This window comes from Microbacterium sp. NPDC089696 (genome assembly GCF_044749125.1).
GTDB lineage: Bacteria > Actinomycetota > Actinomycetes > Actinomycetales > Microbacteriaceae > Microbacterium.
Genome location: NZ_JBIVHF010000001.1, coordinates 1,793,928 through 1,817,586, shown reverse-complemented (window position 1 = coordinate 1,817,586; position 23,659 = coordinate 1,793,928). Strand labels below are relative to the sequence as shown.

Below are 23,659 nucleotides of genomic sequence, written 5' to 3'. Positions count from 1 at the left end.
CGGGCCGGAGCGTCATCGACCGAGAAGGCGCCGGATCGCGGACTCGGGCGACACCGTGAGGTCGAGCGTGCGGCCCCGCGCGTACTGGCGGAAGACCCGCGGGTCGATGTAACTGCCCCGGGCGACCGCGATCGTGTTGCCGAGGGCGGAGGCCGTGGCCTGCACGGCCAGCCGCTCGGCCTTCTTCCGATCGGAGCGCCCCTCCAGCACCCCGATTCGCGCGAGGGCGTCGGCCGCGAGGATCGTGCCGTGCAGCGTGCGGAAGTCCTTGGCCGTGAACTTCCCGCCGGCGACCTCGCGCAGATAGTCGTTGATCTCCGCGGACGACAGCCGCACCCGTCTCCGCCCCTTGCGGTAGGCCAGCAGGGTCGCCCGGGGCGAGCCGACCGAGAACTCCGTGAGGGCGTCGGCCAGCGCGTCGTCGGTGATCTCGATCGAGGCGAGCTGCTTGCTCTTTGCGGGGAAGCTGAGGTGCACGGTGCTGCCGTCGATCCGGACGTCGCGTCGCCGCAGCGTGCTCAGGCCGCGGCTGCCGTGCTTGACGAGGTAGCGCTCCGAGCCGATCCGCAGCGCGCCGTCGTCGAGCAGACGGAACGCGACGGCCAACGCCCGATCACGCGAGAGCCCGGGTTCTCCGATCGCCTTCGTCACACGCCCGCGCGCGGAGGGCAGAGCGGCGGCGAGGCGCAGGGCACGTGCGAACTTGCGCTGGTCGCGACCGGTGCGCCAGAGCGGGTGGTACACGTACTGACGGCGCCCGGCGTCGTCGGTGCCGACGGCCTGGATGTGCGCGAGCGGGTCCGCCGCGATCCAGACGTCGGTCCAGCGCGGCGGGATGACGAGGTCGGAGATCCGTTCGCGATCCGCCTCGGCGACCGGATCACCGGCCGCATCGAGATAGCGGAACCCGGAGCCCGACCGCCGTCGACGGATGCCCGGTTCCTCTCCCGGTACGACTCGCCTCAACGCCATCCTCGTGCTCCCCCGTCGTTCTCGTCTCGACCGAGCATGCCCCTGACCGGACCACCGGTGAAGGGCATGGCGTCGTGACCGGGCGATCTGCTAGAGGTCTCCCTGCGCACCGCGCCGGTGAGATGTCACCCTCCGGATTGTTGGCGGACACCCGCGTCTGTCATCCTCATCTGTATGACGATGTCACTCGAGCAGTTCCGGTCGGCCCTCGCGACACCGGACCTGCGCGGTGGCCTGGCGCTCCCGCTCAGCGACGTCGAAGCCGACCAGGTCGCCGCCGATCCGGCGTCCACGCAGAGCTGGTACGGCTACTGGCTCTCGCTCCAGCCCACGGTTCCGTTCGAGACTCCCGCTCACGCGGATCCGGCGTTCGCCGTGACCGCCGCATATCCGGAGACGGGCTACCCCGGGGCCGGATACGCGGATGCCGGTTACCCCGGTGCCGCGCAGTTCGCCGGCGCCCCGGGCGTCGCCGCGCCCGCGAGGAAGAACGTCGGCCTGTGGGTGACGCTCTCGATCCTCGGCGCGCTGCTGCTGATCGTCGCGATCGTCGTGGTCACGGCGTTCACCACCGCGCGCACCTGGACGAAGGTCGACGTGCCGGAGCAGCCCGAGACGTTCCACAGCGAGACCTATGAGACCGGTCGCTTCGACGTCACCATGGACGCCGTGAACCCCTGCTATGTCGACCAGGACTGGACCGACTGCACGAACCTGCTCCTTGCGACCTACAACGCGACCTGCGTGGGCGTCGAGCTGACCGAGAGCGCGACCGTCCTGTGCACCGACTACAACGGCGCGATCCTCGAGATGCAGGCGCAGGACACCCCGGGATCGTACGTCGCGACCCTCGGCACCTACGGCAACCTGACCCGCACTGCGGAGACCGACGTCCGGCAGGTCTCGAACAACGACTACCGCCCCGCGGAGACCCACGAGGCCGTGTGCTATCTCGGCTTCCTCGGAGAGTGCGAGTAGCCCTCCCAGAAACCACGAAACCCCCGCCTGAGCGGGGGTTTTCGTTGTGCTGGGGTACCTGGACTCGAACCAAGAACAACTGAACCAGAATCAGCCGTGTTGCCAATTACACCATACCCCAAGGGCGAAAGCTGGGCCTCGCACCGAGAGTCAAGCCTACCCGAGCGGCGACCGGAATGCCAAAACGTCCGGCTGCGCGTCGCCGCCCGGGCGCGCCGTCACTGCGCGAGGAAGGCCGAGAGGCCGCGCAGGCGGCGCAGCGACTCGTCCTTGCCGATCAGTTCCATCGACTCGAAGAGCGGCGGGGAGACACGGCGGCCCGTGATGGCGACGCGGGGCGGTCCGTAGGCGACCCGAGGCTTGAGCTCGAGCTTCTCCACGAGCGCCGTCGCGAGCGCGTCCTGGATCTTCTCCGGCGTGAACTCCTCGATCGGCTCGATCGCCGCGACGCACGCGTCGAGCACCTCGGCCGCGTTCGCGGGCAGCCCCTTGAGCGCGTCGGCGTCATACGAGACCTCGTCGACGAAGAGGAAGCCCAGCATGCCCGGGACGTCGCCGAGCAGCTGCACGCGCTCCTGCACGAGAGGTGCGGCGCGGAAGGCCAGCACGAGCTGCTCGTGCGTCGGCTCGTCGAACAGGCCTGCGGCGGCGAGATACGGGATCGTCCGCTCGGCGAAGTCCTTCTCCCCCAGCATCCGGATGTGGTCGCCGTTGATCGACTCGGCCTTCTTCTGATCGAAGCGCGCCGGGTTCGGATTGACGTTCGTGATGTCGAACGCCGCGATGAACTCCTCGAGCGAGAACACGTCGCGGTCGGGGCCGATCGACCAGCCGAGCAGCGCCAGGTAGTTCAGCAGCCCCTCGTGGATGAACCCGCGCTCGCGATGCAGGAACAGGTCGGCCTGCGGGTCGCGCTTCGAGAGCTTCTTCGTGCCGGTCTCCCCCAGCACGAGCGGCATGTGCGCGAAGCGCGGCACGAACGTCGTGACACCCGCGTCGATCAGGGCCGCGTACAGCGCGAGCTGCCGGGCGGTCGACGGCATGAGGTCCTCGCCGCGCAGCACGTGCGTGATGCCCATGAGCGCATCGTCGACCGGGTTCACGAAGGTGTACAGCGGGATGCCGTTGGGGCGGACGACCACGAAGTCGGGGAACGACCCTGCCGGGAAGGTGACCTCGCCGCGGATGAGGTCGACGTACGTGACGTCCTCGTCCGGCACACGCAGGCGCAGCGCGGGCTGACGACCCTCAGCGCGGAACGCGGCCTTCTGCTCGTCGGTGAGGTCGCGGTCGAAGTTGTCGTAGCCGAGCTGCTTCGCACGGCCGGCGGCTTCATTGCGCGCGTCGATCTCCTCGGCGGTCGAGTAGCTCTCGTAGAGCGCACCCGTCGCGAGCAGCTTGTCGATGACGCCGCGGTAGATGTCATGGCGCTCGGACTGGCGGTACGGCGCGTGCGGACCGCCGACCTCGACGCCCTCGTCCCAGTCGATCTTGAGCCAGGTCAGCGCGTCGACGAGCTGACGGAAGCTCTCCTCGCTGTCGCGAGCGGCATCGGTGTCCTCGATGCGGAACACCATCTTCCCGCCGTTGTGGCGCGCGTACGCCCAGTTGAACAGCGCGGTGCGGACCATGCCGACGTGCGGCAGACCCGTCGGCGAGGGGCAGAAGCGGACGCGCACGTCGGCGCCGCTCGCGGTCGTGGTGAGGGGATGAGGAGTAGCCATAGCCCTTCGATTCTACGGCTCAGCGTGCCTCGCCCACGGCGATCGCCGCGGTGTGCTCGAGCGGCACCTCGCCGTCGACCGCCCGCTCGCCGCACACCGCGTCGAAGCCCCGGCGGAACGCTGCGCGACCGGCATCGTCGAGGCTGCGGTAGAACAGGCCAGCGCTCGCGACGCCACCCTCGGCCGAGATCCAGAGCACCTCCGGTCGCGCACGCCACGTCCAGGTCTTCTCGGCCACGGCGACCCCTCGCCAACCGGCCTCCGTCAGCATCCCGGCGAAGCCCTCGGAGGTGCGCGCGAAGTCCCGCTCGGCGGGCAGCCGCTCCCCCTCGGCGGGTACGAGACCCGCACGATCGCAGACCTCTCGCCAGAACCATGACGGCGACTGCGCCCAGATCGTGGCGGCGACGCGGTCTGCCGAGACCCGCGCGAGCTCGGTGGCCGATGCCCGCGGATCCGCGACGTGGTTGAGGACGAAGTTCGCGGTGACGACGTCGAACGAGTCGGTCGCGAACGGCAGCTCCGGAAGGCCGCCGGGCAGGGACACGATCTCCGGATGCTCTCGCTCCGCGACCACGCGCATCGACGGCTCCGGCTCGCAGCCCGTGACCGTCCAGCCGTCTCGTGCGAACGCGGCGAGCAGGGACGACGTCCCCGAACCGACGTCGAGCAACGTGCGACCGGCGCCGGGTCCGAGCGCGGCGATCAGCTCCGGCGCGGTCCCCAGGCACAGCGACGCGTACGACGCCGCGTACGCCTCCCCCGTGGCCGTCCAGCTCTTCATGTCACAGGCGCTCCGACTCGCGCGGCGCGCTGCACCGCGAGCGGCGACAGTGCGACGATCGCGAGGACGATCACGGAGGCAGCGACGCCGAGACCCGCGTACTGGAAGTTCGCGAGCACGACGCCCGCGAGCACGGCGCCCGCTGCGGCGGACAGGCTCATCAGCGAGTCGCTCCGCCCCTGCCGGCGAGTGCGCAGCTCGGGCGCGCTCGCCTCGGTGAGCAGAGCCGCTCCGGCGACGGTCGCGGCGCTCCACCCGAGACCGAGGAGGATCAGCGCGACGATCACGCCCCACTCGCGGTCGTTCGCGAACACGGCGAAAGCCAAGGCGCCGCCGAGCAGCACCTGCCCGAGCAGCACGACGCGCAGGCGACCCCACCGATCGGCGAGGATGCCGAACAGCGGCGAGAGCGCGTACATGCCGCCGACGTGCAGGGCGATCGTGACGCCGACCAGCGCCGACACGTCGGCCGGAGTGGGCGCCATGCCGTGTGCGCCGTGCGCCATGTGCGAGAGGTGCACGGGGGTCATCGCCATGACGGACGCCATCACGACGTGCGACCCGGCGATCGCGAAGATCGCGTAGCGCGCGATCCGCGGCCGGTCGGCGACCGCGGTGCCGGTCGCTGCCGTCGTCGCGGTCGCGAGACGCTGTGCAGTGAGCAGCGGGTCGGGGCGCAGGGCGACCAGGTACAGGACGAGCGCGGCGCACTGCGCGACGAACGAGAACGCGTACGACCCCGTCTGCGGCGGCATGCCGATCATCTCGCCGACGATCTCGCCGGGACCGAGCAGCAGCGGACCGGCGACGCCGCCGATCGTGGTGGCCCACACGACGATCGAGAGGTCGCGTCCTCGATGCGTGGGCGCTGCGAGATCGGTCGCCGCGAACCGCGACTGCAGGTTCCCCGCGTTGCCGGCGCCGATCATGACGATGCCGACCAGCAGCAGCGGGAACACCCGCAGCGATGCGGCGAGGATCACGACGACGATTCCCACGAGCGCGAACAGGTTGCCGAGCGTGAGCGCGCGCCGTCGACCGACCCGGGCTGCGAGGCGCGCGAGCGGGATGGCGCACAGCGCGGCGCCGAGGGTCACGGATGCCGTCGCCAGGCCCGAGAGCGCATCGTCGCCGGAGATGTCCGCCGCGAGGAGCGCGCCGAGCGACACGGTCGCACCGAAGGCGATGCCGCCGAGCACCTGCCCGAGCGACAGGGTCAGCACGGTGCGGCGCTGCACCCTCGCCAGCTGCGTCGCCGACAGGGCGACGACGCTCATGATGCGCGGGGCGCGTCGCGCACGACGTTGCGCAGGATGCCGAGTCCGGTGATCTCCACCTCGACCGTGTCTCCGGCGGAGAACGCGCCCACACCCGCGGGCGTCCCGGTGAGGATCACGTCGCCGGGGAGCAGCGTGAACACAGCCGAGGCGTGCTCGATGATCGCGGCGACCGAATGGATCATGTCGGTGAGCGGAGCGTGCTGGCGCACCTCGCCGTTCACGCGCGTCTCGATCGTCGCCGTCGAGGGGTCGAAGTCGGTGTTGATCGTGGGGCCGAGCGGGCAGAAGGTGTCGAAGCCCTTCGCGCGGGTCCACTGACCGTCCTTGCGCTGCAGGTCGCGCGCCGTCACGTCGTTCGCGATCGTGTAGCCGAGCACGTGGTCGAGGGCGTCGGCCGCCGAGACGTTCTTCGCGACACGACCGATCACGACGGCGAGCTCGCCCTCGTACTCGGTCTGCTCGGAGATCGCCGGGCGCACGATCGCGTCGCCGGGGCCGATCACCGCGGTGTTCGGCTTGAGGAAGAGCAGCGGCTCCTCCGGCGCTTCGCCGCCCATCTCCGCCGCGTGGTCGTGGTAGTTCTTGCCCACGCACACGATCTTCGATCGGGGGATCACGGGCGCCAGGATCACGGCATCCGCGATCGGCACGCGCACGCCCGTCGTCTCGTATCCCGCGAACAGCGGGTCGCCCGCGAGGACGACGAGGTCGGTGTCGTCGACGATCCCGAAGAGGATGGCGTCGTCATGGCTGAATCGGGCGATCTTCATGCATTCAGCCTAGCCAGCGGGCTCGACGACGAAGCCCCGCCTTGCAGAGTTCGCAAGACGGGGTCCGGAGTCGTGGAGAACGCTCAGACGTCGAGACGCAGCAGCCAGCCGTGCCGGTCCTCACGGCGCCCGTACTGGATGTCGGTGAGCTCCTCCCGCAGCGACAGCGCGAGCTCCCCGAGAGGCTGCTCCTGCTCGAAGCCCTCACCGAGCAGGGCGCCGATCGGCGTCACCACCGCGGCGGTGCCGCACGCGAACACTTCGACGATGTCGCCGGACTCCACGCCCTCGCGCCACTCGTCGATCGAGATGGGGCGCTTCTCCACCGTGTAGCCGCGGTCCTCGGCGAGCTGCAGCAGCGAGTCCCGCGTGATGCCTTCGAGGATGCTGTCGGACTCGGGCGTCACGACGCGGCCGTCCTTGAACACGAACACGACGTTCATGCCGCCGAGCTCCTCGACATAGCGGTCCTCGTTGAGGAAGACGACCTGGTCGCAGCCCTTCGCGCTGGCCTCCTTCTGCGCGAGCAGACTCGAGGCGTAGTTGCCGCCGGTCTTCGCCTTGCCGGTACCGCCCTTGCCCGCGCGGGCGTAGTCCTCCGAGAGCCAGATGCGCACGGGCTTCACGCCACCGGTGAAGTACGCGCCCGCGGGGCTCGCGATCACGTAGTACGCGACCTTCTGCGCCGCGCGAACACCGAGGAACGCCTCCTTGGCGAACATGAACGGCCGCAGGTACAGGCTCTGGTCGGCGCCGGACGGCACCCAGTGCCCGTCGACTGCGACGATCTCGCGGAGCGACTGGATGAAGTACTCGGTCGGGAGCTCGGGGAGGGCCAGGCGGCGCGCGCTCGCCTGCATCCGCGCCGCATTGCGGTCGGGACGGAAGGTGTGCACCGAGCCGTCGGCGTGACGGTAGGCCTTGATGCCCTCGAAGATCTCCTGCGCGTAGTGGAGCACGGAGGCGGCGGGGTCGAGCGCGATCGGACCGTAGGGCTGCACGCGCGGCCGATGCCACCCGCCCTTGGCCGACCAGCAGATGTCGACCATGTGGTCGGTGAAGGCCGTGCCGAAGCCCGGGTCCTCATGCACCTCGGCCACGCGCGCCCTCGTGGCGGCGTTCAAGTTCTTCGTCACCGCGAACTCCAGCGGAGCCAGAGCCGCCTCAGCGTCGATGGTCGTCATCTCGTTTCTTCCGTTCCTCGTGGGTGGGCGCATCATCGCGCCTTCTCAGCCTACGCCTGCCGTTCAGAGGCGTGCGGTGATCGCGGAGCCGATGTCCGCGGTCGCTCGCGCACCGGTGCGCGCGGCGATGTCGGCCTCCACGGCGGCGCTCACACGAGCGCTCTCCGTCGCGAAGCCGAGGTGGTCGAGCAGCAGCGCGACGGAGAGGATCGCGGCGGTCGGGTCGGCCTTCTGCTGACCGGCGATGTCGGGCGCGGAACCGTGCACCGGCTCGAACATCGACGGGAACGCGCCGTCGGGGTTGATGTTCCCCGAGGCCGCGAGGCCGATACCGCCCGTGACGGCGCCGGCGAGGTCGGTGAGGATGTCGCCGAAGAGGTTGTCCGTGACGATCACGTCGAAGCGCGAAGGGTCGGTCACGAGGAAGATCGTCGCGGCATCGACGTGCAGGTAGTCGACCTGCACCTCGGGGTGCTCGGCGGCGACCTCGTCGACGATCCGCTTCCAGATCGCGCCGGCGTGCACGAGCACGTTGGTCTTGTGCACGAGCGTGAGCTGCTTGCGGCGGCGCTCGGCGAGGTCGAACGCGTAGCGCACGACGCGCTCGACGCCGAACGCCGTGTTGACCGAGGTCTCGTTCGCGATCTCGTGCGGGGTGCCCTGGCGGATCGCTCCCCCGTTGCCCACGTACGGCCCCTCAGTGCCTTCACGGACCACGACGAAGTCGATCGCACCCGGGTCCGCGAGAGGGCCGGACGCACCGGCGAAGAGCTTCGACGGCCGCAGGTTCACGTAGTGGTCGAGAGTGAAGCGGAGCTTCAGCAGCAGACCGCGCTCGATGTTCGCGTCCTTGAGGCGCGGGTCCCCCGGGGTGCCGCCGACCGCGCCGAGCAGGATCGCGTCGTGCGCCGAGATCGCCCGCAGATCGTCGTCGGTCAGCGTGTCGCCGGTCTCGAGGAAGCGTCCGGCTCCGAGGGAGAACCGCGTCTTCTCGAAGGTCACGTCGCTCGCGGCGGTGACGGCGTCGAGGACCTTCTCCGCCTCGGCGACGACCTCGGGACCGATCCCGTCTCCGGGGATCACGGCCAGCTTCACGACACGCGACATGCGACTCCTTGCATCGGGATGGACCGGCGCACCCGGTACGGGCGGGCCGGTCCTCCCAGCGTAGTGGTCAGTGCGTGGGGGCCTTGCGCAGTGTGACGGCGGCGATGACGCCGGCCAGCACGACCAGTGCGGCGCCGATGAGCGAGGTCACCAGCACCCCGGAGCCGAAGGCCGCGGACGCCGCAGCCCACAGCGCGTCGCCGAGCTCCGCGGGCAGCCCGGCCGCCGCGGTGAACGCTCCGGCGAGGGTCTCGGACGCCGCGTGCGCCGCCTCGGCGGGGATGCCCTCGGGGATCACGAGGGCGCCACGGTAGAACGCGGTGATGAGGCCGCCGAGCACGGCGGTGCCGAGCACGGCCCCGAGCTCGTAGGCCGTCTCCGACACCGCACTCGCAGCGCCGGCCTTCGCGGCCGGTGCGCTCGACAGGATGAGCTCGTTCGAGATCGTCTCGGCCGCGCCGATGCCGATGCCGAGCACCACGAACGCGAGGATGAGAGGAGCGACGCCGTGATCCTCGGTCGAGACCGCGACCAGCAGGTACCCGATGACCGAGAACACGAGTCCGGCGGGAACGAGGATGTGCGGCGGCACCCGACGCGAGATCGGCACGACGCTGAGGCCGGCGATGATCATCGCGACCATGCCGGGCACGAGCGCGAGACCCGCGACCATCGGCGACAGGCCGAGCACGAGCTGGAGGTGCTGCGACACGAAGTACAGGAAGCCCACGAGCGCCACGACGCTGAGCAGGTTCACGAGGATCGCCCCCGAGAACGACCCGCGCCGGAACAGCGCCATGTCGAGCATGGGGACCTCGGCGCGCAGCTGACGGCGCACGAAGAGCCAGCCCATCGCGACGCCGAGCAGCGCCCAACCGCCGGCGGTGAGCGAGGGGCCGTCGACGGCGAACGACTTGATCGCGTACACGACCGGGATCATCGCGGCCATCGAGAGCAGGATGCTGATCGGGTCGGTGCGTCCGGGGTGCGGGTCGCGGCTCTCGGGAACGAGCAGCGGGGCGCAGATCAGGAGCGGGATCAGCACCGGCACGGCGATCAGGAACACGGCCCCCCACGCGAAGTGCTCGAGCAGGAACCCGCCGACGATCGGGCCGAGGGCCGCGCCCGCGGAGAACGCGGAGGCCCACACCGCGATCGCGAGGCGGCGCTGGTCGCGGTTGAGGAAGATCGAGCGCAGCAGCGACAGGGTCGACGGCATGAGCATGGCGCCGAAGAATCCCAGCAGCGCGCGAGCGGCGATGAGCAGACCCGCGGTCGGCGCGAAAGCGGCGAGGGCCGACACGATCGCGAAACCGGTCGCGCCGATGAGCAGCATCCGCCGACGTCCGAAGCGGTCGCCGAGCGTGCCCATCGTCACGAGAAGACCCGCCAGCACGAGCGGGTACACGTCGATGATCCACAGCTGCTCGGCTCCGCTCGGCGCGAGGGCGATGGAGATCTCCGGGAGCGCGAAGCTCAGCACCGTGTTGTCCACCGACACGAGGAGCACCGGCAGCATGAGGACGACGAGAGCCGCCCATCCGCGGGGGCCCACGCGGGGAGCATCCGTCTCCGTCGTCGGGATCGACGCCGTCCGGGTCATGGGTCACACCTTTCGAGTTGCGGCGGCCTGATTCTAAACCGTCCGGATGGTATAGTAACAGAATCGCCGCTCCCCTGGCGTAGCGTGAACACAGGAATCCGCCGAGCAGAGGACCCCGATGCCCCGACCACCTCTCGCGCGCGAGCGCGTCCTCGACGCGTTCGAGAAGATCGTCATCAACGACGGTGAGCGCGCCGCGACCCTCGACGCCACCGCTCGCGAAGCGGGCGTCTCGAAGGGTGGGCTGCTCTACCACTTCGGGTCCAAGGACGACCTCGTCGCCGGCATCCTCGACCGGCTCGACCGCCTCACCACCGTCGACCTCGAGCGCATGAACGCCCACGAGGACGGACCGGTCGCGTACTACGTGCGGACCTCCGTGATGGAGGACGACGACCTCGACCGCGCGCTCATCGCCACCTCGCGCCTCGCGCAGGGCGGATCCGTCGCCGCCGGAGACGCGCTGCGCCAGGTGCGCCGGCGCTGGGAGGACACCATCCGCCCGCACGTCCGCGATCGAGCGAGCCTCGACCTCGTGATGCTCGTGAGCGACGGCCTCTACTTCAACAACTCGCTCGATGTGAACGGCGAGGAGCACCTGGTCCCCCACCGCGAGGAGCTCGAGGCGCTGCTCGCGCTCGTGCTGCGCGCCACTGCCCGCTGACCGCCCCGCCACCCGCTGACGCGACGAGGGAGGATGCCGTGGCGCACGGCATCCTCCCTCGTCGACGTCCGGAGCGTCAGACCTCGGTGATCTCGATCTGACGGAACAGGTCGGCGTCGATCGCGTGGCGCACGTCGTCGAGCAGCTCGTCCGACACGGGCGAGTCCAGCGTGAGCACGCTGAGCGCCTGGTCGCCGGCCGCGAGGCGACCGATCTGCATGCCGGCGATGTTGATCCCCGCCTCGCCGAACTTCTGCCCGTAGACCGCGACGATGCCGGGACGGTCGGTGTAGAGCATCACGACGTGGTGCTTCTCGATCGGCAGCTCGAGCGCGTGGTCGTTGATGCCGATGAGCTTCTCGGTCTGCTTCGGTCCCGTCAGCGTGCCCGACACCGACAGCTGCGAACCGTCGGACAGCGCGCCGCTCAGCGTGATCACGTTGCGGTACTCGTCGCTGACGTCGTCCTTGAGCAGACGCACCGCGATGCCGCGCTGGTCCGCCAGCAGCGGCGCGTTCACGTACGACACGGTCTCGCTCACGATGTTCGTGAAGACGCCCTTGAGCGCCGCGAGCTTGAGCACGCTGACGTCGTAGTCGTTGAGCTCGCCGTGCACCTCGACGTCGAGACTGGTGAGAGGCGACGTGGCGAGGGCCGCGAAGATCTGCCCGAGCTTCTCGACCAGCGAGATGCCGGGGCGCACGTAGGGGTCGATGACACCCCCGGCGACGTTCACGGCGTCGGGCACGAGGTCGCCGCCGAGCGCGAGACGCACGGACTTCGCGACCGAGACGCCGGCCTTCTCCTGCGCCTCCTCGGTGCTGGCGCCCAGGTGCGGCGTGACGACGACATTGGGCAGGTCGAGCAGCGGACGAGCCGAGCCGCCCTCCGCCGGGGGCTCGGAGGTGAAGACATCGAGACCCGCGCCCGCGATCTCTCCCGCGACGAGGGCCTCGTGCAGGGCCTCCTCGTCGATCAGGCCGCCGCGCGCCACGTTCACGACGAAGGCGGTCGGCTTCATGGCGGCGAACTGCTCGGCGCCGATCATGCCCGTGGTCTCGGGGGTCTTCGGCATGTGGATCGTGAGGAAGTCGGCCTCGGCGACGAGCTCGTCGAGCGACAGCAGCTGCACGCCGAGCTGCTGCGCCCGTGCCGACGTCACGTAGGGGTCGTAGGCGACGACACGCATGTCGAAGGCCGCGAGGCGCGCCGCGACGAGCGCGCCGATGCGTCCGAGGCCGACGATGCCGACCGTCTTCTCGAACAGCTCGGCGCCGGTGAACGAGCTGCGCTTCCACTGGCCGGCGGACAACGACGCGTGGGCGGCGGGGATGCGACGGGCGAGGCTGAGGATGTGCCCGACCGTCAGCTCCGCGGCCGAGACGATGTTCGAGGTGGGCGCGTTCACGACCATGACGCCGGCGGCCGTCGCGGCCTTGATGTCGACGTTGTCGAGGCCCACGCCGGCGCGGGCGACGACCTTGAGCTTCGGCGCGTGCGACAGCGCCTCCTCGTCGATCTGCGTCGCCGAGCGGATGAGGACGGCGTTCGCCTCCGCGAGCGCCGCGAACAGGGCGTCGCGGTCGGTGCCGTCGACGTGCCGGACGTCGAAGTCCGGGCCCAGGGCCTCGATCGTGGCGGGAGAGAGAACTTCGGCGATGAGCACGACGGGCTTCGGCACAGTGGATCCTTCGGGGCAGCGACAGAGGGGCCGATGCGCCGCACACCGTGGGGGCGCGATCACGTCAACTGTACCCGAGCGCGCAGTGCCGCCCGCGACGTGTGACGCCCGGCGACGACGTCAGCCCGTCGCGAGAGTGAGGCTGTACGCGATGAGGCTCAGCCAGAAGACCGCCACGACTCCGAGGCCCGCGAGGAGCGCCAGCGCGAGCTCGCCGGCCCGACGTCGACGGCCGATCAGGTAGGCGAACACGAACACGATCGCGGGGAAGACGACCCCGAACACGAGCGTCACCCAGCCGGCGGTGTCGAGCCCGCTCTGGGCCATGGTGATCAGATGGGCGACCGCGTTCCAGATCGCATAGGCGTAGAAGAGGCCGGCGAGCCCGAGCACGAGCCCGGTGATCCAGCGCGGTGAGGCGGAAGACGTCCGCACGGTCGTCTCGCTCATGACCCGATCGCCCCCACCGTCACGAACGGCCACGGCACGAGGAGCACCACGCCGAGCAGGAGCACCCCGATCCGGATCCACGCCGCCTTGCCGCGCGTCAGCACCCAGCTCGCGAGGAACCACAGCGCGGGAGCAGCGATCGCGAGCACGAACCACGGGAGGAACATGGCGTCGGCGACGAAGAAGTTCGCGAGCGGCTTCAGGCGCAGACCTCCGACGACCCAGCCGACGCTGTACAGCAGGTAGACCCCGCCGACGACACCGAGAGTGAGGAGCATCGCGGTGCTCAGCGGCGGGTGCTCGTCGATGAGGGGGTCGGCCGCGGCGCCCGCATCCGTCACCCCCGACTCCTCGTCCGGACGATGCCCGACGGCCTCGCTGCCGCGCCCGACCGCGTTCCATCCATCGGGGAGCGACGCCTCTCCGGCGGGCGGGGTCACGGACGCGGCCTTCTCGGGGACGGGCCGCGATGGCCGAGCGCCATCGTCTCCGTCCCAGGTGAGGGCGTCGTCGTCGGGATCGGATGTCATGTCTCCAGCGTAGGACACGCACTCCACTAGGCTCGGGGCATCCGGGCCAGAAGGGGCCCCAGCGGGAAGGATCACCGTGGCCGAGCAGAACGAGAACCTCGACGTGACGGCGTCGGACGGGTCAGGCGCCGAGCCGGCTCCGGGCTGGAAGCCGACCGCTCAGGCGAAGTCGAAGGCCGCCACCTTCCGATGGATCGCCGTCGCCCTCTGGGTCGTCGCGATCGCCGCCGAGGCCGTCGCGATCTTCTGGGTCCTCCGTCAACGGGTCATGGTCGGCGAGGACGGCACGTTCGTGCGCGATGCGGACACCGGTCTGCTCGAGAGCCAGAACGCCACCGCGCAGTTCCCGCAGTGGGCGTTCATCACCCTCCTGGTGATGCTCGTCGTCATCGCGGCGCTCTCGATCACGGGGTCGATCCTGTGGAAGAAGGCGAATCGCCTGCACCCTGCACGCAAGTCCGACACGGTCCGCTTCTTCGTGCAGAACCAGCTCGGCGCCATCATCGCGGTCGTCGCCTTCCTCCCGCTGATCATCCTGATCTTCCTCAACAAGGACATGGACAAGGGGCAGAAGGCCACCGCGGGCATCGTCGGCATCGTGCTGGCCGCCCTCGCGGTCGTGCTCGGCATCGACTTCGACCCCCCGTCCGTCGAGCAGTACACGGCCGATCAGTCGACGGTCATCCAGCTCCTCGGCAAGGACGAGGTCGTCTGGGTCGCGGGCGGAGCCGTGTACCACGTGTGCGACGAGGTCTCCGACATCCAGACCGGCAGCGAGAAGCTCACCGGCACGACCGCCGAGGCCGTCGAGGCCGGCAAGATCCGCCTCACGCTGAAGTTCGCCTCCGAGCTCCGCACCTGCGGGCTCGCCGTGCCCGAGAACGCGGAGGACATCGCCGACGCTCTCCGCGAGATCCAGGGAGGCGCCGTCGACACGCCGCTGCCCGCGCCGGTGTGGGCCGACCCGGCCGAGGCGCCCATCCAGGTCGAGGACGCCGCTCCCGCGGAGTGAGACTTCCCCGCGACGACGAACGGGCCCGGTGCGTGATGCACCGGGCCCGTTCTCGTGGACCGAAGGTCAGCGTGCGGCGCTGCCGTCGACGTAGTCCTCGTCCTGCTGCTTCCAGGCGAAGAGCGAACGCAGCTCCTTGCCGGTGGCCTCGATCGGGTGCGTCTCCTCCTTGGCACGGAGGGCCAGGAACTCCTCGGCGCCGTTGTCCTGGTCGTCGATGAAACGCTTGGCGAACGCGCCCGACTGGATGTCAGACAGGACGCCCTTCATGCTCTCTTTGACGCGCTCGTCGATGACGCGCGGGCCCGAGACGTAGTCGCCGAACTCGGCGGTGTCGGAGATCGACCAGCGCTGCTTGGCGATGCCGCCCTCCCACATGAGGTCGACGATGAGCTTGAGCTCGTGCAGCACCTCGAAGTACGCGATCTGCGGCTGGTAGCCCGCTTCGACGAGCGTCTCGAAACCGGCCTGCACGAGGTGGCTCATGCCGCCGCACAGCACGGCCTGCTCGCCGAACAGGTCGGTCTCGGTCTCCTCGGTGAAGGTCGTCTTGATGACGCCGGCGCGGGTGCCGCCGACGGCCTTGGCGTACGACAGGGCGGTCGCCCACGCGTTGCCCGAGGCGTCGCGCTCGACGGCGATGATGTCCGGGATGCCGCGACCGGCGACGAACTCGCGACGAACCGTGTGGCCCGGCGCCTTCGGAGCGACGAGGATCACGTCGACACCCTCGGGGGCGTCGATGTAGCCGAAGCGGATGTTGAAGCCGTGCGCGAAGGCGAGCGTCTTGCCCTCGGTGAGGTTCGGGGCGATCGACTCGCTGTAGATCGTGCGCTGGTGCTGGTCCGGCGCGAGAATCATGATGAGGTCGGCCCACTGGGTCGCGTCGGCGACGCTCTTGACCGGGAAGCCGGCCTCCTCGGCCTTGGCGGCCGACTTGGAGCCGTCCTTGAGGGCGATGGCGACCTCGACGCCCGAGTCGCGCAGGTTCTGCGCGTGGGCGTGGCCCTGCGAGCCGTAGCCGACGACCGCGACCTTCTTGCCCTGGATGAGGGACAGGTCGGCGTCGGCGTCGTAGAAGATCTCGGTGCTCACTGGTTCTTTCTCCTTGATTGGGGTTCTGTACGTGTGGTGGATCAGCCGCGAAGGACGCGCTCGGTGATGCTCTTGCCGCCGCGGCCGATCGCGAGAAGACCTGACTGCGCGATCTCCTTGATTCCGAAGGGCTCGAGTGCGCGGAGCAGGGCCTCGACCTTGCCCCGGTCTCCCGTGACCTCGATCACGAGCGCATCGGAGGCGTAGTCGACGACGGAGGCGCGGAACAGGTTCACGACCTCGATCACGTTGGAACGGGTCGAGTTGTCCGTGCGGACCTTGATCAGCATGTGCTCGCGCTGCACGGACGTCGAGAAGTCGAGCTCCACGATCTTGATGACGTTGATGAGCTTGTTCAGCTGCTTCGTCACCTGCTCGAGCGGAAGGTCGTCGAGGTCGACGACCACCGTGATGCGCGAGATGCTCGGCACCTCGGTGACGCCCACGGCGAGGGAGTGGATGTTGAAGCCGCGGCGGGCGAACAGTCCGGCGACTCGCGTCAGCAGGCCGGGGGTGTCCTCCACGAGGAGGCTCAGCACGTGCGTCGTCATGGTCAGTCCTCCTCGTCGAATGCGGGCGCGTGGTCACGCGCGTACTGGACATAGCTGTTGCTGACGCCCTGAGGGACCATCGGCCACACCATGGAGTCGGCGCTCACGACGAAGTCGATCACGACGGGGCGGTCGTTCGTCTCGAGGGCGAGCTGGATCGCGGCGTCGACCTCCTCCTCCTTCTCCACACGGATCGCGAGGCACCCGTAGGCCTCGGCGAGCTTCACGAAGTCGGGGATGCGGATCGTGCCGTGGCCCGTGTTGAGGTCGGTGTTCGAGTGGCGACCGTCGTAGAACAGCGTCTGCCACTGGCGCACCATGCCCAGCGACGAGTTGTTGATGATCGCGACCTTGATCGGGATGTTGTTGATCGCGCAGGTCGCGAGCTCCTGGTTGGTCATCTGGAAGCATCCGTCGCCGTCGATCGACCACACGACGCGATCGGGCTCGGCGACCTTCGCCCCCATGGCCGCGGGCACCGAGTAGCCCATCGTCCCCGCTCCCCCGGAGTTCAGCCAGGCATTGGGACGCTCGTACTTGATGAACTGCGCCGCCCACATCTGGTGCTGTCCCACGCCCGCCGCGTAGATGCCCTCGGGACCGGTGAGCTCGCCGATCCGCTGGATCACGTGCTGCGGCGCCAGGAGCCCGTCGGTGGGCGGCGTGAAGCCGAGCGGGAACTCGGTGCGCAGTCCGTCGAGGTACGACCACCATTCCTCGGTGTCGGGCTTCGCCGTGCCGATCGCCCCGCGGAACGCGGTCTCGAGGTCGATCAGGACGTCACGGACATCGCCCACGATCGGGACGTCGGCCGTGCGGATCTTGGAGATCTCCGCCGGGTCGATGTCGACGTGCACGACCTTGGCGTTCGGGGCGAAGAGCGCCGCCTTGCCCGTGACGCGGTCGTCGAACCGCGCGCCGAGCGAGACGATCAGATCGGCCTCCTGCAGCGCGAGCACCGCGGGAACCGTGCCGTGCATCCCCGGCATCCCGAGGTGCTGCTGGTGGGAGTCGGGGAATGCACCGCGCGCCATGAGCGTGGTGACGACGGGAGCTCCCGTGGTCTCGGCGAGGTCGAGCAGCTCGGCCGACGCCTTGCCGCGCACGACACCGCCGCCCACGTAGAGGACCGGCTTCTTCGACTCGGCGAGCAGGGCCGCCGCGGCCTGGATCTGCTTGCCGTGCGCCTTGGTGACGGGACGGTAGCCGGGCAGGTCGAACTTGGGCGGCCAGACGAACGGCGCCACGTTCTGCTGCGCGTCCTTGGTGATGTCGACGAGCACTGGGCCGGGGCGGCCGGTCGACGCGATCTCGTAGGCCGCGGCGATCGCGCCGGGGATCTCAGCTGCATCCTTCACGAGGAAGGAGTGCTTCGTGACCGGCATGGTGATGCCGACGATGTCGGCCTCCTGGAACGCGTCGGTGCCCATGAGGGTCGAGAACACCTGCCCGGTGATCGCGAGGAGCGGCACGGAGTCCATGTACGCGTCCGCGATCGCCGTGACGAGGTTCGTCGCACCGGGTCCCGACGTGGCGATGCACACGCCCACCTTGCCGGACGCGGAGGCGTAGCCCTCGGCCGCGTGGCCTGCGCCCTGCTCGTGACGCACGAGGATGTGCCGGAGCGCCTCGGCGTCCATGAGCGGGTCGTACACGGGCAGGATGGCGCCGCCGGGGAGGCCGAAGACATCGGTCACACCGAGGAGCTCGAGCGTCCGGACGACGGCCTCGGCGCCCGTGATCTCGGGCGCGGCGGACTTGGGTGCGGGGGGCCTCGGCACGGCCGAGACGGAGTCAGCAGTCATGACTTTCCTTCTGGTGGTCTGCGGATGACGTCGGATGCCGGAGAGGCGGTCCGACGTTGATCAGCCGGTCGTCGCGCCCTCGGCGGCGGACCGCACGAGACGCGAGTACTTGGCAAGGACGCCACGGGTATAGCGCGGGGGAAGCGGCTCCCAGCCAGAGCGGCGGGAGGCGAGCTCCGCCTCATCGACGAGTAGATCGAGAGAGCGAGCTGCGATATCGACCCGTATCAGATCACCATCGCGCACGAAGGCGATGGGACCTGCGTCCACCGCTTCGGGTGCTATGTGGCCGATGCACAGGCCGGTTGTGCCGCCTGAGAATCGTCCGTCCGTCAAGAGTAGTACATCTTTTCCGAGCCCAGCGCCCTTGATGGCGGCGGTGATCGCGAGCATCTCGCGCATACCCGGTCCGCCCTTGGGTCCCTCGTACCGGATGACGATCACGGCGCCCTTGTCGATCTCGCCGTTCGCCACCGCGTCCATCGCGGCGCGCTCGCGCTCGAACACCCGGGCCGGGCCCTCGAACACGGCGGCGTCGAAGCCCGCGGTCTTGACCACGGCGCCCTCGGGAGCCAGCGATCCGTGCAGGATCGTCAGGCCGCCGGTCGCGTGGATCGGGTTGTCGAACGTGTGGATGACCTCGCCGTCGATCGGGTGCGGGTCGAGCTCGGCGAGGTTCTCGGCGAGCGTCTTGCCGGTCACGGTGAGCGCGTCGCCGTGCAGCAGACCCTCGTCGAGCATCGCCTTCATGATGACGGGGATGCCGCCGTGACGGTCGACGTCGTTCATGACGTACTTGCCGAACGGCTTCATGTCGGCCACGTGGGGCACCTTGTCGCCGATGCGGTTGAAGTCGTGCAGGCTCAGCTCCACCTCGGCCTCGCGGGCGATCGCGAGCAGGTGCAGCACGACGTTGGTGGAGCCGCCGAGCGCCATCGCGAGGGCGATGGCGTTCTCGAAGGCCTCGGGCGTGAGGATGTCGCGCGTCGTGATCCCCTGGCGGAGCAGGTTGACGACGGCCTCGCCGGAGCGGTGGGCGAAGTAGTCGCGCCGACGGTCGGCCGCGGGCGGGGCCGCGGAGCCCGGGAGGCTGAGCCCCAGGGCCTCCGCCACCGAGGCCATGGTGTTCGCGGTGTACATGCCGCCGCACGCGCCCTCACCGGGTGCGATGGCGCATTCGATCCGCTTGAGGTCCTCCTCGCTCATGAGGCCGGCACGGCAGGCGCCGACCGCCTCGAAGGAGTCGATGATCGTGACGTCCTTCTCGGTGCCGTCCGAGAGCTTGACCCAGCCGGGAGCGATCGAGCCCGCGTAGAGGAACACGCTCGACAGGTCGAGGCGCGCGCTGGCCATGAGCATCCCGGGGATCGACTTGTCGCAGCCCGCGAGCAGCACGGAGCCGTCGAGGCGCTCCGCCATCATGACCGTCTCGACGGAGTCGGCGATCACCTCGCGGGAGACGAGCGAGAAGTGCATGCCCTCGTGCCCCATCGAGATGCCGTCGGAGACCGAGATCGTCCCGAACTGCAGCGGGTACCCTCCCCCGGAGTGGACGCCTTCCTTCGCCCCCTGTGCGAGGCGGTCGAGGCTCAGGTTGCAGGGCGTGATCTCGTTCCAGCTGGAGGCGATGCCGATCTGCGGCTTGTCCCAGTCGGCGTCGCCCATGCCGACGGCGCGGAGCATGCCGCGCGAGGTCGTCGCCTCGATGCCGTCGGTGACGACGCGGCTGCGCGGTTTGATGTCGATGGACTCGTGGGATGCGGACTCGAGCGAGGACATGACGGAAGTCTATTCCCGACGAGCGGAACGCTCGTCCGCGAGCGCTCCCAGAAGCAGGGCGATCTCCTGTGGGTTCTCCACACGGAGCTGCGCCGCGCTCTCCCCCGGGCCGACGCGCACACCCAGGTCGTCGCCCTCGAGCACGCGCATGGCGTCCTCGTCGGTGACGTCGTCGCCCGCGAACAGGATCGCCGTGGCGTCGAAGTGCTCGCGAAGCGCGGCCATCGCCGCATCCTTGCCCTCTGTGCGGGAGGAGAACTCGAGCACGCGGTGCCCCGACCGGCGCCGCCAGTGCGGGAAGCGCTCGGCCACGAGGGCGTCGATCTCGGCGAACACCGCGGTCTCCACCTCGCGCGTGGCGGTGCGGGTGTGCACGCCCATGCCGAACGTCTTGGGCTCGAGCTCGGCACCCTCGTAGCGATCGATGATCGGTCGTGCGGCGGCCCAGAGCTCCTCGCGGGCACCGTCGGCCGTGTCCGGCCCCGTCGACTCCGCGTGCCCCATCCCGGGGTACCAGTACTGCGCTCCGTGCGACCCGGCCAGGGCGATCAGCGAGTCGTCGGTGTGCTCGGTGATGATCCGCAGATCGTGCATGCTCCGCCCGGACACGTACGCCACGACGGTGTCCGGCAGCGCGGCGAGACGGTGGACCTGCTCCGCGACCTCGGGCAGAGCCCGCGCCGCCATGGGGTCCGGCACCAGCGGGGAGGCTGTGCCGTCGAAGTCCAACGCGACGACGAGTCGCGGTGTGGCGGCGATCGCGCTCAGCGCGGCATCCGACGTGCCAGGGGTCCAGGAGCGGGTCACAGGGTCTCCAATCGAGGCGGGTGTCCCTCCAGTATGGCCGCCTCCGTCAGCGCCCTCTGACCTCCGCGAGCGCGGCGAGGAACGACGACGACCAGGCGTCGACGTCGTTCTCGAGCACGCGGCGCCGCAGCGACCGCATCCGCTTGCTCTGCTCGGCCGGCGACATCTCCACCGCCGTCATGATCGCGTCCTTGAGGCCTGCGATGTCGTGCGGATTCACCCGCACGGCCTGACGCAGCTCGTCCGCCGCGCCGGTGAACTCGCTGAGCACGAGCACCCCGCGGTTGTCGGCCCGCGTCGCGACGTACTCCTTGGCGACGAGGTTCATGCCGTCGCGCAGGGCGGTCACGAGCATGACATCGGCGGCGAGGTACAGGGCGACCATCTCCTCGCGCGGGTAGCCCTGGTGCAGGTACCGGATGGCCGTGTGACCCATGGTGTCGTGGTCGCCGTTGATGCGCCCGACCGCGAGCTCGATCTCGTCGCGCAGGTGCACGTAGGCGTCGACGCGCTCGCGGCTCGGGCTCGCCACCTGCACGAGGGTGGCGTCCTCGACGTGCAGCCGGCCGTCCTCCAGGAGCTCGCCGTAGGCCTTGATGCGGTGACGGATGCCCTTGGTGTAGTCGAGGCGGTCGACGCCGAGCAGGATCTTCGCGGGATTTCCGAGACTCTCGCGGATCTCGGCCGCGCGCGCCTGCACCTCGGGACGCGCCGCGAGCTCGAGGTACGGAGCCGTGTCGATCGAGATCGGGAAGGCCCTGGCGACCGCTGTGCGTGTGCCGCCCTCGGCGTCGGGGACCGTCACGGCCGCGCCCTTGACCTCGTACTTGAGCCGACGGCGCACCGCCGTGAGGAAGTACGTCGCGTCCTGCGCGCGCTGGAAGCCGATGACATCGGCGCCGAGCAGTCCGCTCAGCACCTGGTCGCGCCACGGGAGCTGCGCGTAGAGTCCGTGCGCCGGGAACGGGATGTGGTGGAAGTAGCCGATCGTGACGTCCGGTCGCAGCTCGCGGACCATCTGCGGCACGAGCTGCAGCTGGTAGTCGTGCACCCACACCGTTCCCTCGGGCGCGACCGCCGCCGCAGCCGCCTCCGCGAACCGGCGGTTGACGCGCGCATAGGCGTCCCACCACTCTCGGTGGTACTGCGGTGGCGCGATCACGTCGTGGTACAGCGGCCAGATCGTGTCGTTCGCGAAGCCCTCGTAGTAGTCCGCGATCTCCTGCGCGCTCAGCGCGATCGGGATGAGGTCGATCCCGTTGATCTCCAGCGGCTCGAGTTCGAGATCGGCTTGTCCGGGCCAGCCCACCCAGGCTCCGCGGGCGTGACGCATCATGGGCTCGAGCGCCGCCACGAGCCCGCCGGGGGACGTCCGCCACTCCTCCTCGCCGTCCGCCCCGATGATCCGGTCGACGGGGAGGCGGTTGGCGACGACGACGAATTCTGCGGCGGGCATGGCGGGTCTCCAGTCGGTGCGGTGCGGTGCTCCTCAGGCTACAGAGGCTCAGACCGAGGCTACGCGAGGTCGCGTGGCGCTCAGAGGCCAGTTGACGAGCGCGGCGACGAAGGCTATGGCCGCGGCGGCGATCGGAAGGAGCAGCGCCGCCCCGGTGCCGAGGCTCTCGGCGAGTTCGCCCGCCACCGCCGCGCCGAGGGACTGTCCGACGATCACCCCGGAGCCGAGCATCGTCATGACGGTGGCCGAGCGGCCGAGCGGGCTCCGTGCGGCGCCGAGGCTGTACTGGGTCACGAGCGTCGGTCCGATGCCGATGCCCATGATGGCGAGCGCGAGCATCATGGTGCCCGGAGCGTCGACGACCAGCAGCAGGAGTGATCCCGCGAGCAGGATGCCCGAGAACACGAGCCAGCGCGCGCGCAGCGTGAATCGCGCGGGAAGCCACGCCACACCGAGCGCGAGGATCGCCGATCCCACGCCCATCACGCCGTACAGGAGTCCGGCCTGCTCGGAGGCCCCGCGATCCGCCATGAACGAGGTGAGCGAGGTGAGCATGGTGCCGAAGAAGATCCCGACGCCGAGGATGCCGAGGACGACGACCAGCACCCGCAGGTCGAACAGCTCGGATGTCGAGGACGGCGCGCGACCATCGGCGCCGCGGTGCACCGACACCACCCGGCCGCTCGGGTGCAGCGCGAACGCGCCGACGAACAGCACGGTCAGCGCCGCCGCGCCGACGAGCGGTGCCCAGGGCGCGAGCGCGGAGGCGAGGATGCCGACGAGGAACGGCCCGAACACGAAGACGGTCTCGTCGGCGGCCGACTCGTAGGCCATGGTCCCCGAGATCGTGCGCGATCGAATGCTCTCGGGCATCCGGTCGGTGATGATCGTGACGAGGCGAGACCGCGACATCGGTGCGACCTGCGGAGCGGTCGCGCCGATCCCGAAGGCGGAGAGCAGTACGAGCGCGTCGACGGCGTCGCCGTAGACCACCAGCGTGAAGAGCAGCAGCATGGCGCCGTTCGCGATCGCCAGGACGAGCAGCACGAGGCGCTGCCCGAAGCGATCGGCGGCCGCCCCCAGCAGCGGCCCGAAGCAGGCGGTGCCGAGCCCGACGGCGGCGGAGGTCAGCCCGCCGAGGGAGAGCGATCCGCGGGCGGAGACGACGACGGTGAGCACGCCGACGACCATCATGGCGAACGGCAGGCGCGCGACGAACGCGATCACGAAGTACGGGAGACCCGCGAGGCGGAGGAGATTCGGCTGCTCGGCGGCCGGATCGGAGGTGGTCGACGAGGACGAGGATGTGGCGTGTGTCATGGCTCTCGCGCGTCCGCGGACGCGGGGTCGGGTGCCGCCGCTGTCCGCCGGGGAGCCGACGGCCGGTAGATACACGGGTGCGGCCGCGGACGAGCCGCGACCCACCC

General features: G+C 69.9%; 21 protein-coding genes and 1 tRNA gene. 3 read left to right on the top strand and 19 right to left on the bottom strand.

Going from position 1 to position 23,659, the window contains the following annotated elements:
- Window positions 1–12: 12 nt before the first annotated feature.
- Entirely contained in the window at window positions 13–972 is a 960-nt protein-coding gene (locus tag ACIPY8_RS08990) for a DNA topoisomerase IB (protein WP_400817133.1), read from the bottom strand.
- A 174-nt stretch (window positions 973–1,146) separates the two neighbouring features.
- Between ACIPY8_RS08990 and ACIPY8_RS08985 the strand changes: the two genes are divergently transcribed.
- Window positions 1,147–1,950 (top strand): hypothetical protein, encoded by an 804-nt coding sequence (locus ACIPY8_RS08985; protein ID WP_400817131.1) that lies wholly within the window; start codon window positions 1,147–1,149, stop codon window positions 1,948–1,950.
- Window positions 1,951–1,999: 49 nt separating this feature from the next.
- Here the strand turns inward: ACIPY8_RS08985 and ACIPY8_RS08980 are convergent.
- The 8 genes from ACIPY8_RS08980 to ACIPY8_RS08945 form a co-directional block, all read right to left on the bottom strand.
- Window positions 2,000–2,071 (bottom strand) — tRNA-Gln (locus ACIPY8_RS08980).
- A gap of 97 nt (window positions 2,072–2,168) precedes the next feature.
- Complete coding sequence (gene gltX / locus ACIPY8_RS08975) at window positions 2,169–3,674, bottom strand: glutamate--tRNA ligase (RefSeq protein WP_400817129.1); 1,506 nt, start codon at window positions 3,672–3,674, stop codon at window positions 2,169–2,171.
- A 19-nt stretch (window positions 3,675–3,693) separates the two neighbouring features.
- Window positions 3,694–4,458 carry a class I SAM-dependent methyltransferase gene (locus tag ACIPY8_RS08970; protein WP_400817127.1) on the bottom strand — a complete coding sequence of 255 codons (765 nt, stop codon included), beginning with the start codon at window positions 4,456–4,458 and terminating at the stop codon, window positions 3,694–3,696.
- Window positions 4,455–5,735, bottom strand: coding sequence for an MFS transporter (locus ACIPY8_RS08965; RefSeq protein WP_400817125.1), 1,281 nt, complete (start codon window positions 5,733–5,735; stop codon window positions 4,455–4,457). Before ACIPY8_RS08965 ends, ACIPY8_RS08970 begins: the two co-directional genes overlap by 4 nt.
- Window positions 5,732–6,508 carry a fumarylacetoacetate hydrolase family protein gene (locus ACIPY8_RS08960; protein WP_400817123.1) on the bottom strand — a complete coding sequence of 259 codons (777 nt, stop codon included), beginning with the start codon at window positions 6,506–6,508 and terminating at the stop codon, window positions 5,732–5,734. The genes ACIPY8_RS08965 and ACIPY8_RS08960 overlap by 4 nt, the downstream gene beginning before the upstream one ends.
- Before the next feature lie 83 nt (window positions 6,509–6,591).
- Window positions 6,592–7,692, bottom strand: a complete 1,101-nt coding sequence (locus ACIPY8_RS08955; protein WP_400817121.1) for a branched-chain amino acid aminotransferase — start codon at window positions 7,690–7,692, stop codon at window positions 6,592–6,594.
- Window positions 7,693–7,755: 63 nt separating this feature from the next.
- A complete protein-coding gene (locus ACIPY8_RS08950) occupies window positions 7,756–8,799 on the bottom strand; it encodes a 3-isopropylmalate dehydrogenase (RefSeq protein WP_400817119.1) in 1,044 nt (347 codons plus the stop codon).
- Between the two features lie 67 nt (window positions 8,800–8,866).
- Window positions 8,867–10,402 carry an MFS transporter gene (locus tag ACIPY8_RS08945; protein WP_400817117.1) on the bottom strand — a complete coding sequence of 512 codons (1,536 nt, stop codon included), beginning with the start codon at window positions 10,400–10,402 and terminating at the stop codon, window positions 8,867–8,869.
- A 118-nt stretch (window positions 10,403–10,520) separates the two neighbouring features.
- Here ACIPY8_RS08945 and ACIPY8_RS08940 point away from each other — a divergent pair, with 118 nt between their 5' ends.
- Window positions 10,521–11,066: a TetR/AcrR family transcriptional regulator gene (locus tag ACIPY8_RS08940; RefSeq protein WP_400817115.1), complete on the top strand. Its 546-nt coding sequence runs from the start codon at window positions 10,521–10,523 to the stop codon at window positions 11,064–11,066.
- A gap of 76 nt (window positions 11,067–11,142) precedes the next feature.
- Here the strand turns inward: ACIPY8_RS08940 and serA are convergent, their stop codons facing one another.
- The 3 genes from serA to ACIPY8_RS08925 form a co-directional block, all read right to left on the bottom strand.
- A complete protein-coding gene (gene serA, locus ACIPY8_RS08935; RefSeq protein WP_400817113.1) occupies window positions 11,143–12,747 on the bottom strand; it encodes a phosphoglycerate dehydrogenase in 1,605 nt (534 codons plus the stop codon).
- A 120-nt stretch (window positions 12,748–12,867) separates the two neighbouring features.
- Window positions 12,868–13,197: a hypothetical protein gene (locus tag ACIPY8_RS08930; RefSeq protein ID WP_400817111.1), complete on the bottom strand. Its 330-nt coding sequence runs from the start codon at window positions 13,195–13,197 to the stop codon at window positions 12,868–12,870.
- Window positions 13,194–13,727, bottom strand: coding sequence for a hypothetical protein (locus tag ACIPY8_RS08925; protein ID WP_400817109.1), 534 nt, complete (start codon window positions 13,725–13,727; stop codon window positions 13,194–13,196). The genes ACIPY8_RS08930 and ACIPY8_RS08925 overlap by 4 nt, the downstream gene beginning before the upstream one ends.
- Before the next feature lie 76 nt (window positions 13,728–13,803).
- Between ACIPY8_RS08925 and ACIPY8_RS08920 the strand changes: the two genes are divergently transcribed.
- Complete coding sequence (locus tag ACIPY8_RS08920) at window positions 13,804–14,739, top strand: hypothetical protein (protein ID WP_400817107.1); 936 nt, start codon at window positions 13,804–13,806, stop codon at window positions 14,737–14,739.
- 66 nt (window positions 14,740–14,805) lie between these two features.
- Here the strand turns inward: ACIPY8_RS08920 and ilvC are convergent, their stop codons facing one another.
- Genes ilvC through ACIPY8_RS08885 form a run of 7 tightly spaced genes read right to left on the bottom strand, consistent with a single transcriptional unit; the run spans window position 14,806 to window position 23,552 of the window.
- Entirely contained in the window at window positions 14,806–15,834 is a 1,029-nt protein-coding gene (ilvC, locus tag ACIPY8_RS08915) for a ketol-acid reductoisomerase (RefSeq protein ID WP_400817105.1), read from the bottom strand.
- A 41-nt stretch (window positions 15,835–15,875) separates the two neighbouring features.
- Window positions 15,876–16,385 (bottom strand): acetolactate synthase small subunit, encoded by a 510-nt coding sequence (gene ilvN / locus ACIPY8_RS08910; RefSeq protein ID WP_400817103.1) that lies wholly within the window; start codon window positions 16,383–16,385, stop codon window positions 15,876–15,878.
- 2 nt (window positions 16,386–16,387) lie between these two features.
- Window positions 16,388–18,190, bottom strand: coding sequence for an acetolactate synthase large subunit (locus ACIPY8_RS08905; protein WP_400817101.1), 1,803 nt, complete (start codon window positions 18,188–18,190; stop codon window positions 16,388–16,390).
- Window positions 18,191–18,250: 60 nt separating this feature from the next.
- On the bottom strand, window positions 18,251–19,969 hold the full coding sequence (gene ilvD, locus ACIPY8_RS08900) for a dihydroxy-acid dehydratase (RefSeq protein WP_400817099.1): 1,719 nt from the start codon (window positions 19,967–19,969) through the stop codon (window positions 18,251–18,253).
- Between the two features lie 9 nt (window positions 19,970–19,978).
- On the bottom strand, window positions 19,979–20,776 hold the full coding sequence (gene otsB, locus ACIPY8_RS08895) for a trehalose-phosphatase (RefSeq protein ID WP_400817097.1): 798 nt from the start codon (window positions 20,774–20,776) through the stop codon (window positions 19,979–19,981).
- A 46-nt stretch (window positions 20,777–20,822) separates the two neighbouring features.
- The gene (locus ACIPY8_RS08890; RefSeq protein ID WP_400817095.1) at window positions 20,823–22,232 is read right to left on the bottom strand and encodes a trehalose-6-phosphate synthase; all 1,410 of its coding nucleotides are present in this window, start codon (window positions 22,230–22,232) and stop codon (window positions 20,823–20,825) included.
- 48 nt (window positions 22,233–22,280) lie between these two features.
- A complete protein-coding gene (locus tag ACIPY8_RS08885; RefSeq protein ID WP_400817093.1) occupies window positions 22,281–23,552 on the bottom strand; it encodes an MFS transporter in 1,272 nt (423 codons plus the stop codon).
- Window positions 23,553–23,659: the final 107 nt, after the last annotated feature.

Bases quoted from the DNA above. Each gene is read 5' to 3' on its own strand.
- ACIPY8_RS08930 (WP_400817111.1), bottom strand. From the start codon at position 13,197: ATGAGCGAGACGACCGTGCGGACGTCTTCCGCCTCACCGCGCTGGATC.
- ACIPY8_RS08960 (WP_400817123.1), bottom strand. From the start codon at position 6,508: ATGAAGATCGCCCGATTCAGCCATGACGACGCCATCCTCTTCGGGATC.
- ilvD (WP_400817099.1), bottom strand. From the start codon at position 19,969: ATGTCCTCGCTCGAGTCCGCATCCCACGAGTCCATCGACATCAAACCG.
- ACIPY8_RS08950 (WP_400817119.1), bottom strand. From the start codon at position 8,799: ATGTCGCGTGTCGTGAAGCTGGCCGTGATCCCCGGAGACGGGATCGGT.
- ACIPY8_RS08990 (WP_400817133.1), bottom strand. From the start codon at position 972: ATGGCGTTGAGGCGAGTCGTACCGGGAGAGGAACCGGGCATCCGTCGA.
- ACIPY8_RS08940 (WP_400817115.1), top strand. From the start codon at position 10,521: ATGCCCCGACCACCTCTCGCGCGCGAGCGCGTCCTCGACGCGTTCGAG.
- gltX (WP_400817129.1), bottom strand. From the start codon at position 3,674: ATGGCTACTCCTCATCCCCTCACCACGACCGCGAGCGGCGCCGACGTG.
- ACIPY8_RS08945 (WP_400817117.1), bottom strand. From the start codon at position 10,402: ATGACCCGGACGGCGTCGATCCCGACGACGGAGACGGATGCTCCCCGC.
- ACIPY8_RS08885 (WP_400817093.1), bottom strand. From the start codon at position 23,552: ATGACACACGCCACATCCTCGTCCTCGTCGACCACCTCCGATCCGGCC.
- ACIPY8_RS08955 (WP_400817121.1), bottom strand. From the start codon at position 7,692: ATGACGACCATCGACGCTGAGGCGGCTCTGGCTCCGCTGGAGTTCGCG.
- ACIPY8_RS08925 (WP_400817109.1), bottom strand. From the start codon at position 13,727: ATGACATCCGATCCCGACGACGACGCCCTCACCTGGGACGGAGACGAT.
- ACIPY8_RS08965 (WP_400817125.1), bottom strand. From the start codon at position 5,735: ATGAGCGTCGTCGCCCTGTCGGCGACGCAGCTGGCGAGGGTGCAGCGC.
- ACIPY8_RS08985 (WP_400817131.1), top strand. From the start codon at position 1,147: ATGACGATGTCACTCGAGCAGTTCCGGTCGGCCCTCGCGACACCGGAC.
- ACIPY8_RS08905 (WP_400817101.1), bottom strand. From the start codon at position 18,190: ATGACTGCTGACTCCGTCTCGGCCGTGCCGAGGCCCCCCGCACCCAAG.
- ACIPY8_RS08890 (WP_400817095.1), bottom strand. From the start codon at position 22,232: ATGCCCGCCGCAGAATTCGTCGTCGTCGCCAACCGCCTCCCCGTCGAC.
- ACIPY8_RS08970 (WP_400817127.1), bottom strand. From the start codon at position 4,458: ATGAAGAGCTGGACGGCCACGGGGGAGGCGTACGCGGCGTCGTACGCG.
- ilvN (WP_400817103.1), bottom strand. From the start codon at position 16,385: ATGACGACGCACGTGCTGAGCCTCCTCGTGGAGGACACCCCCGGCCTG.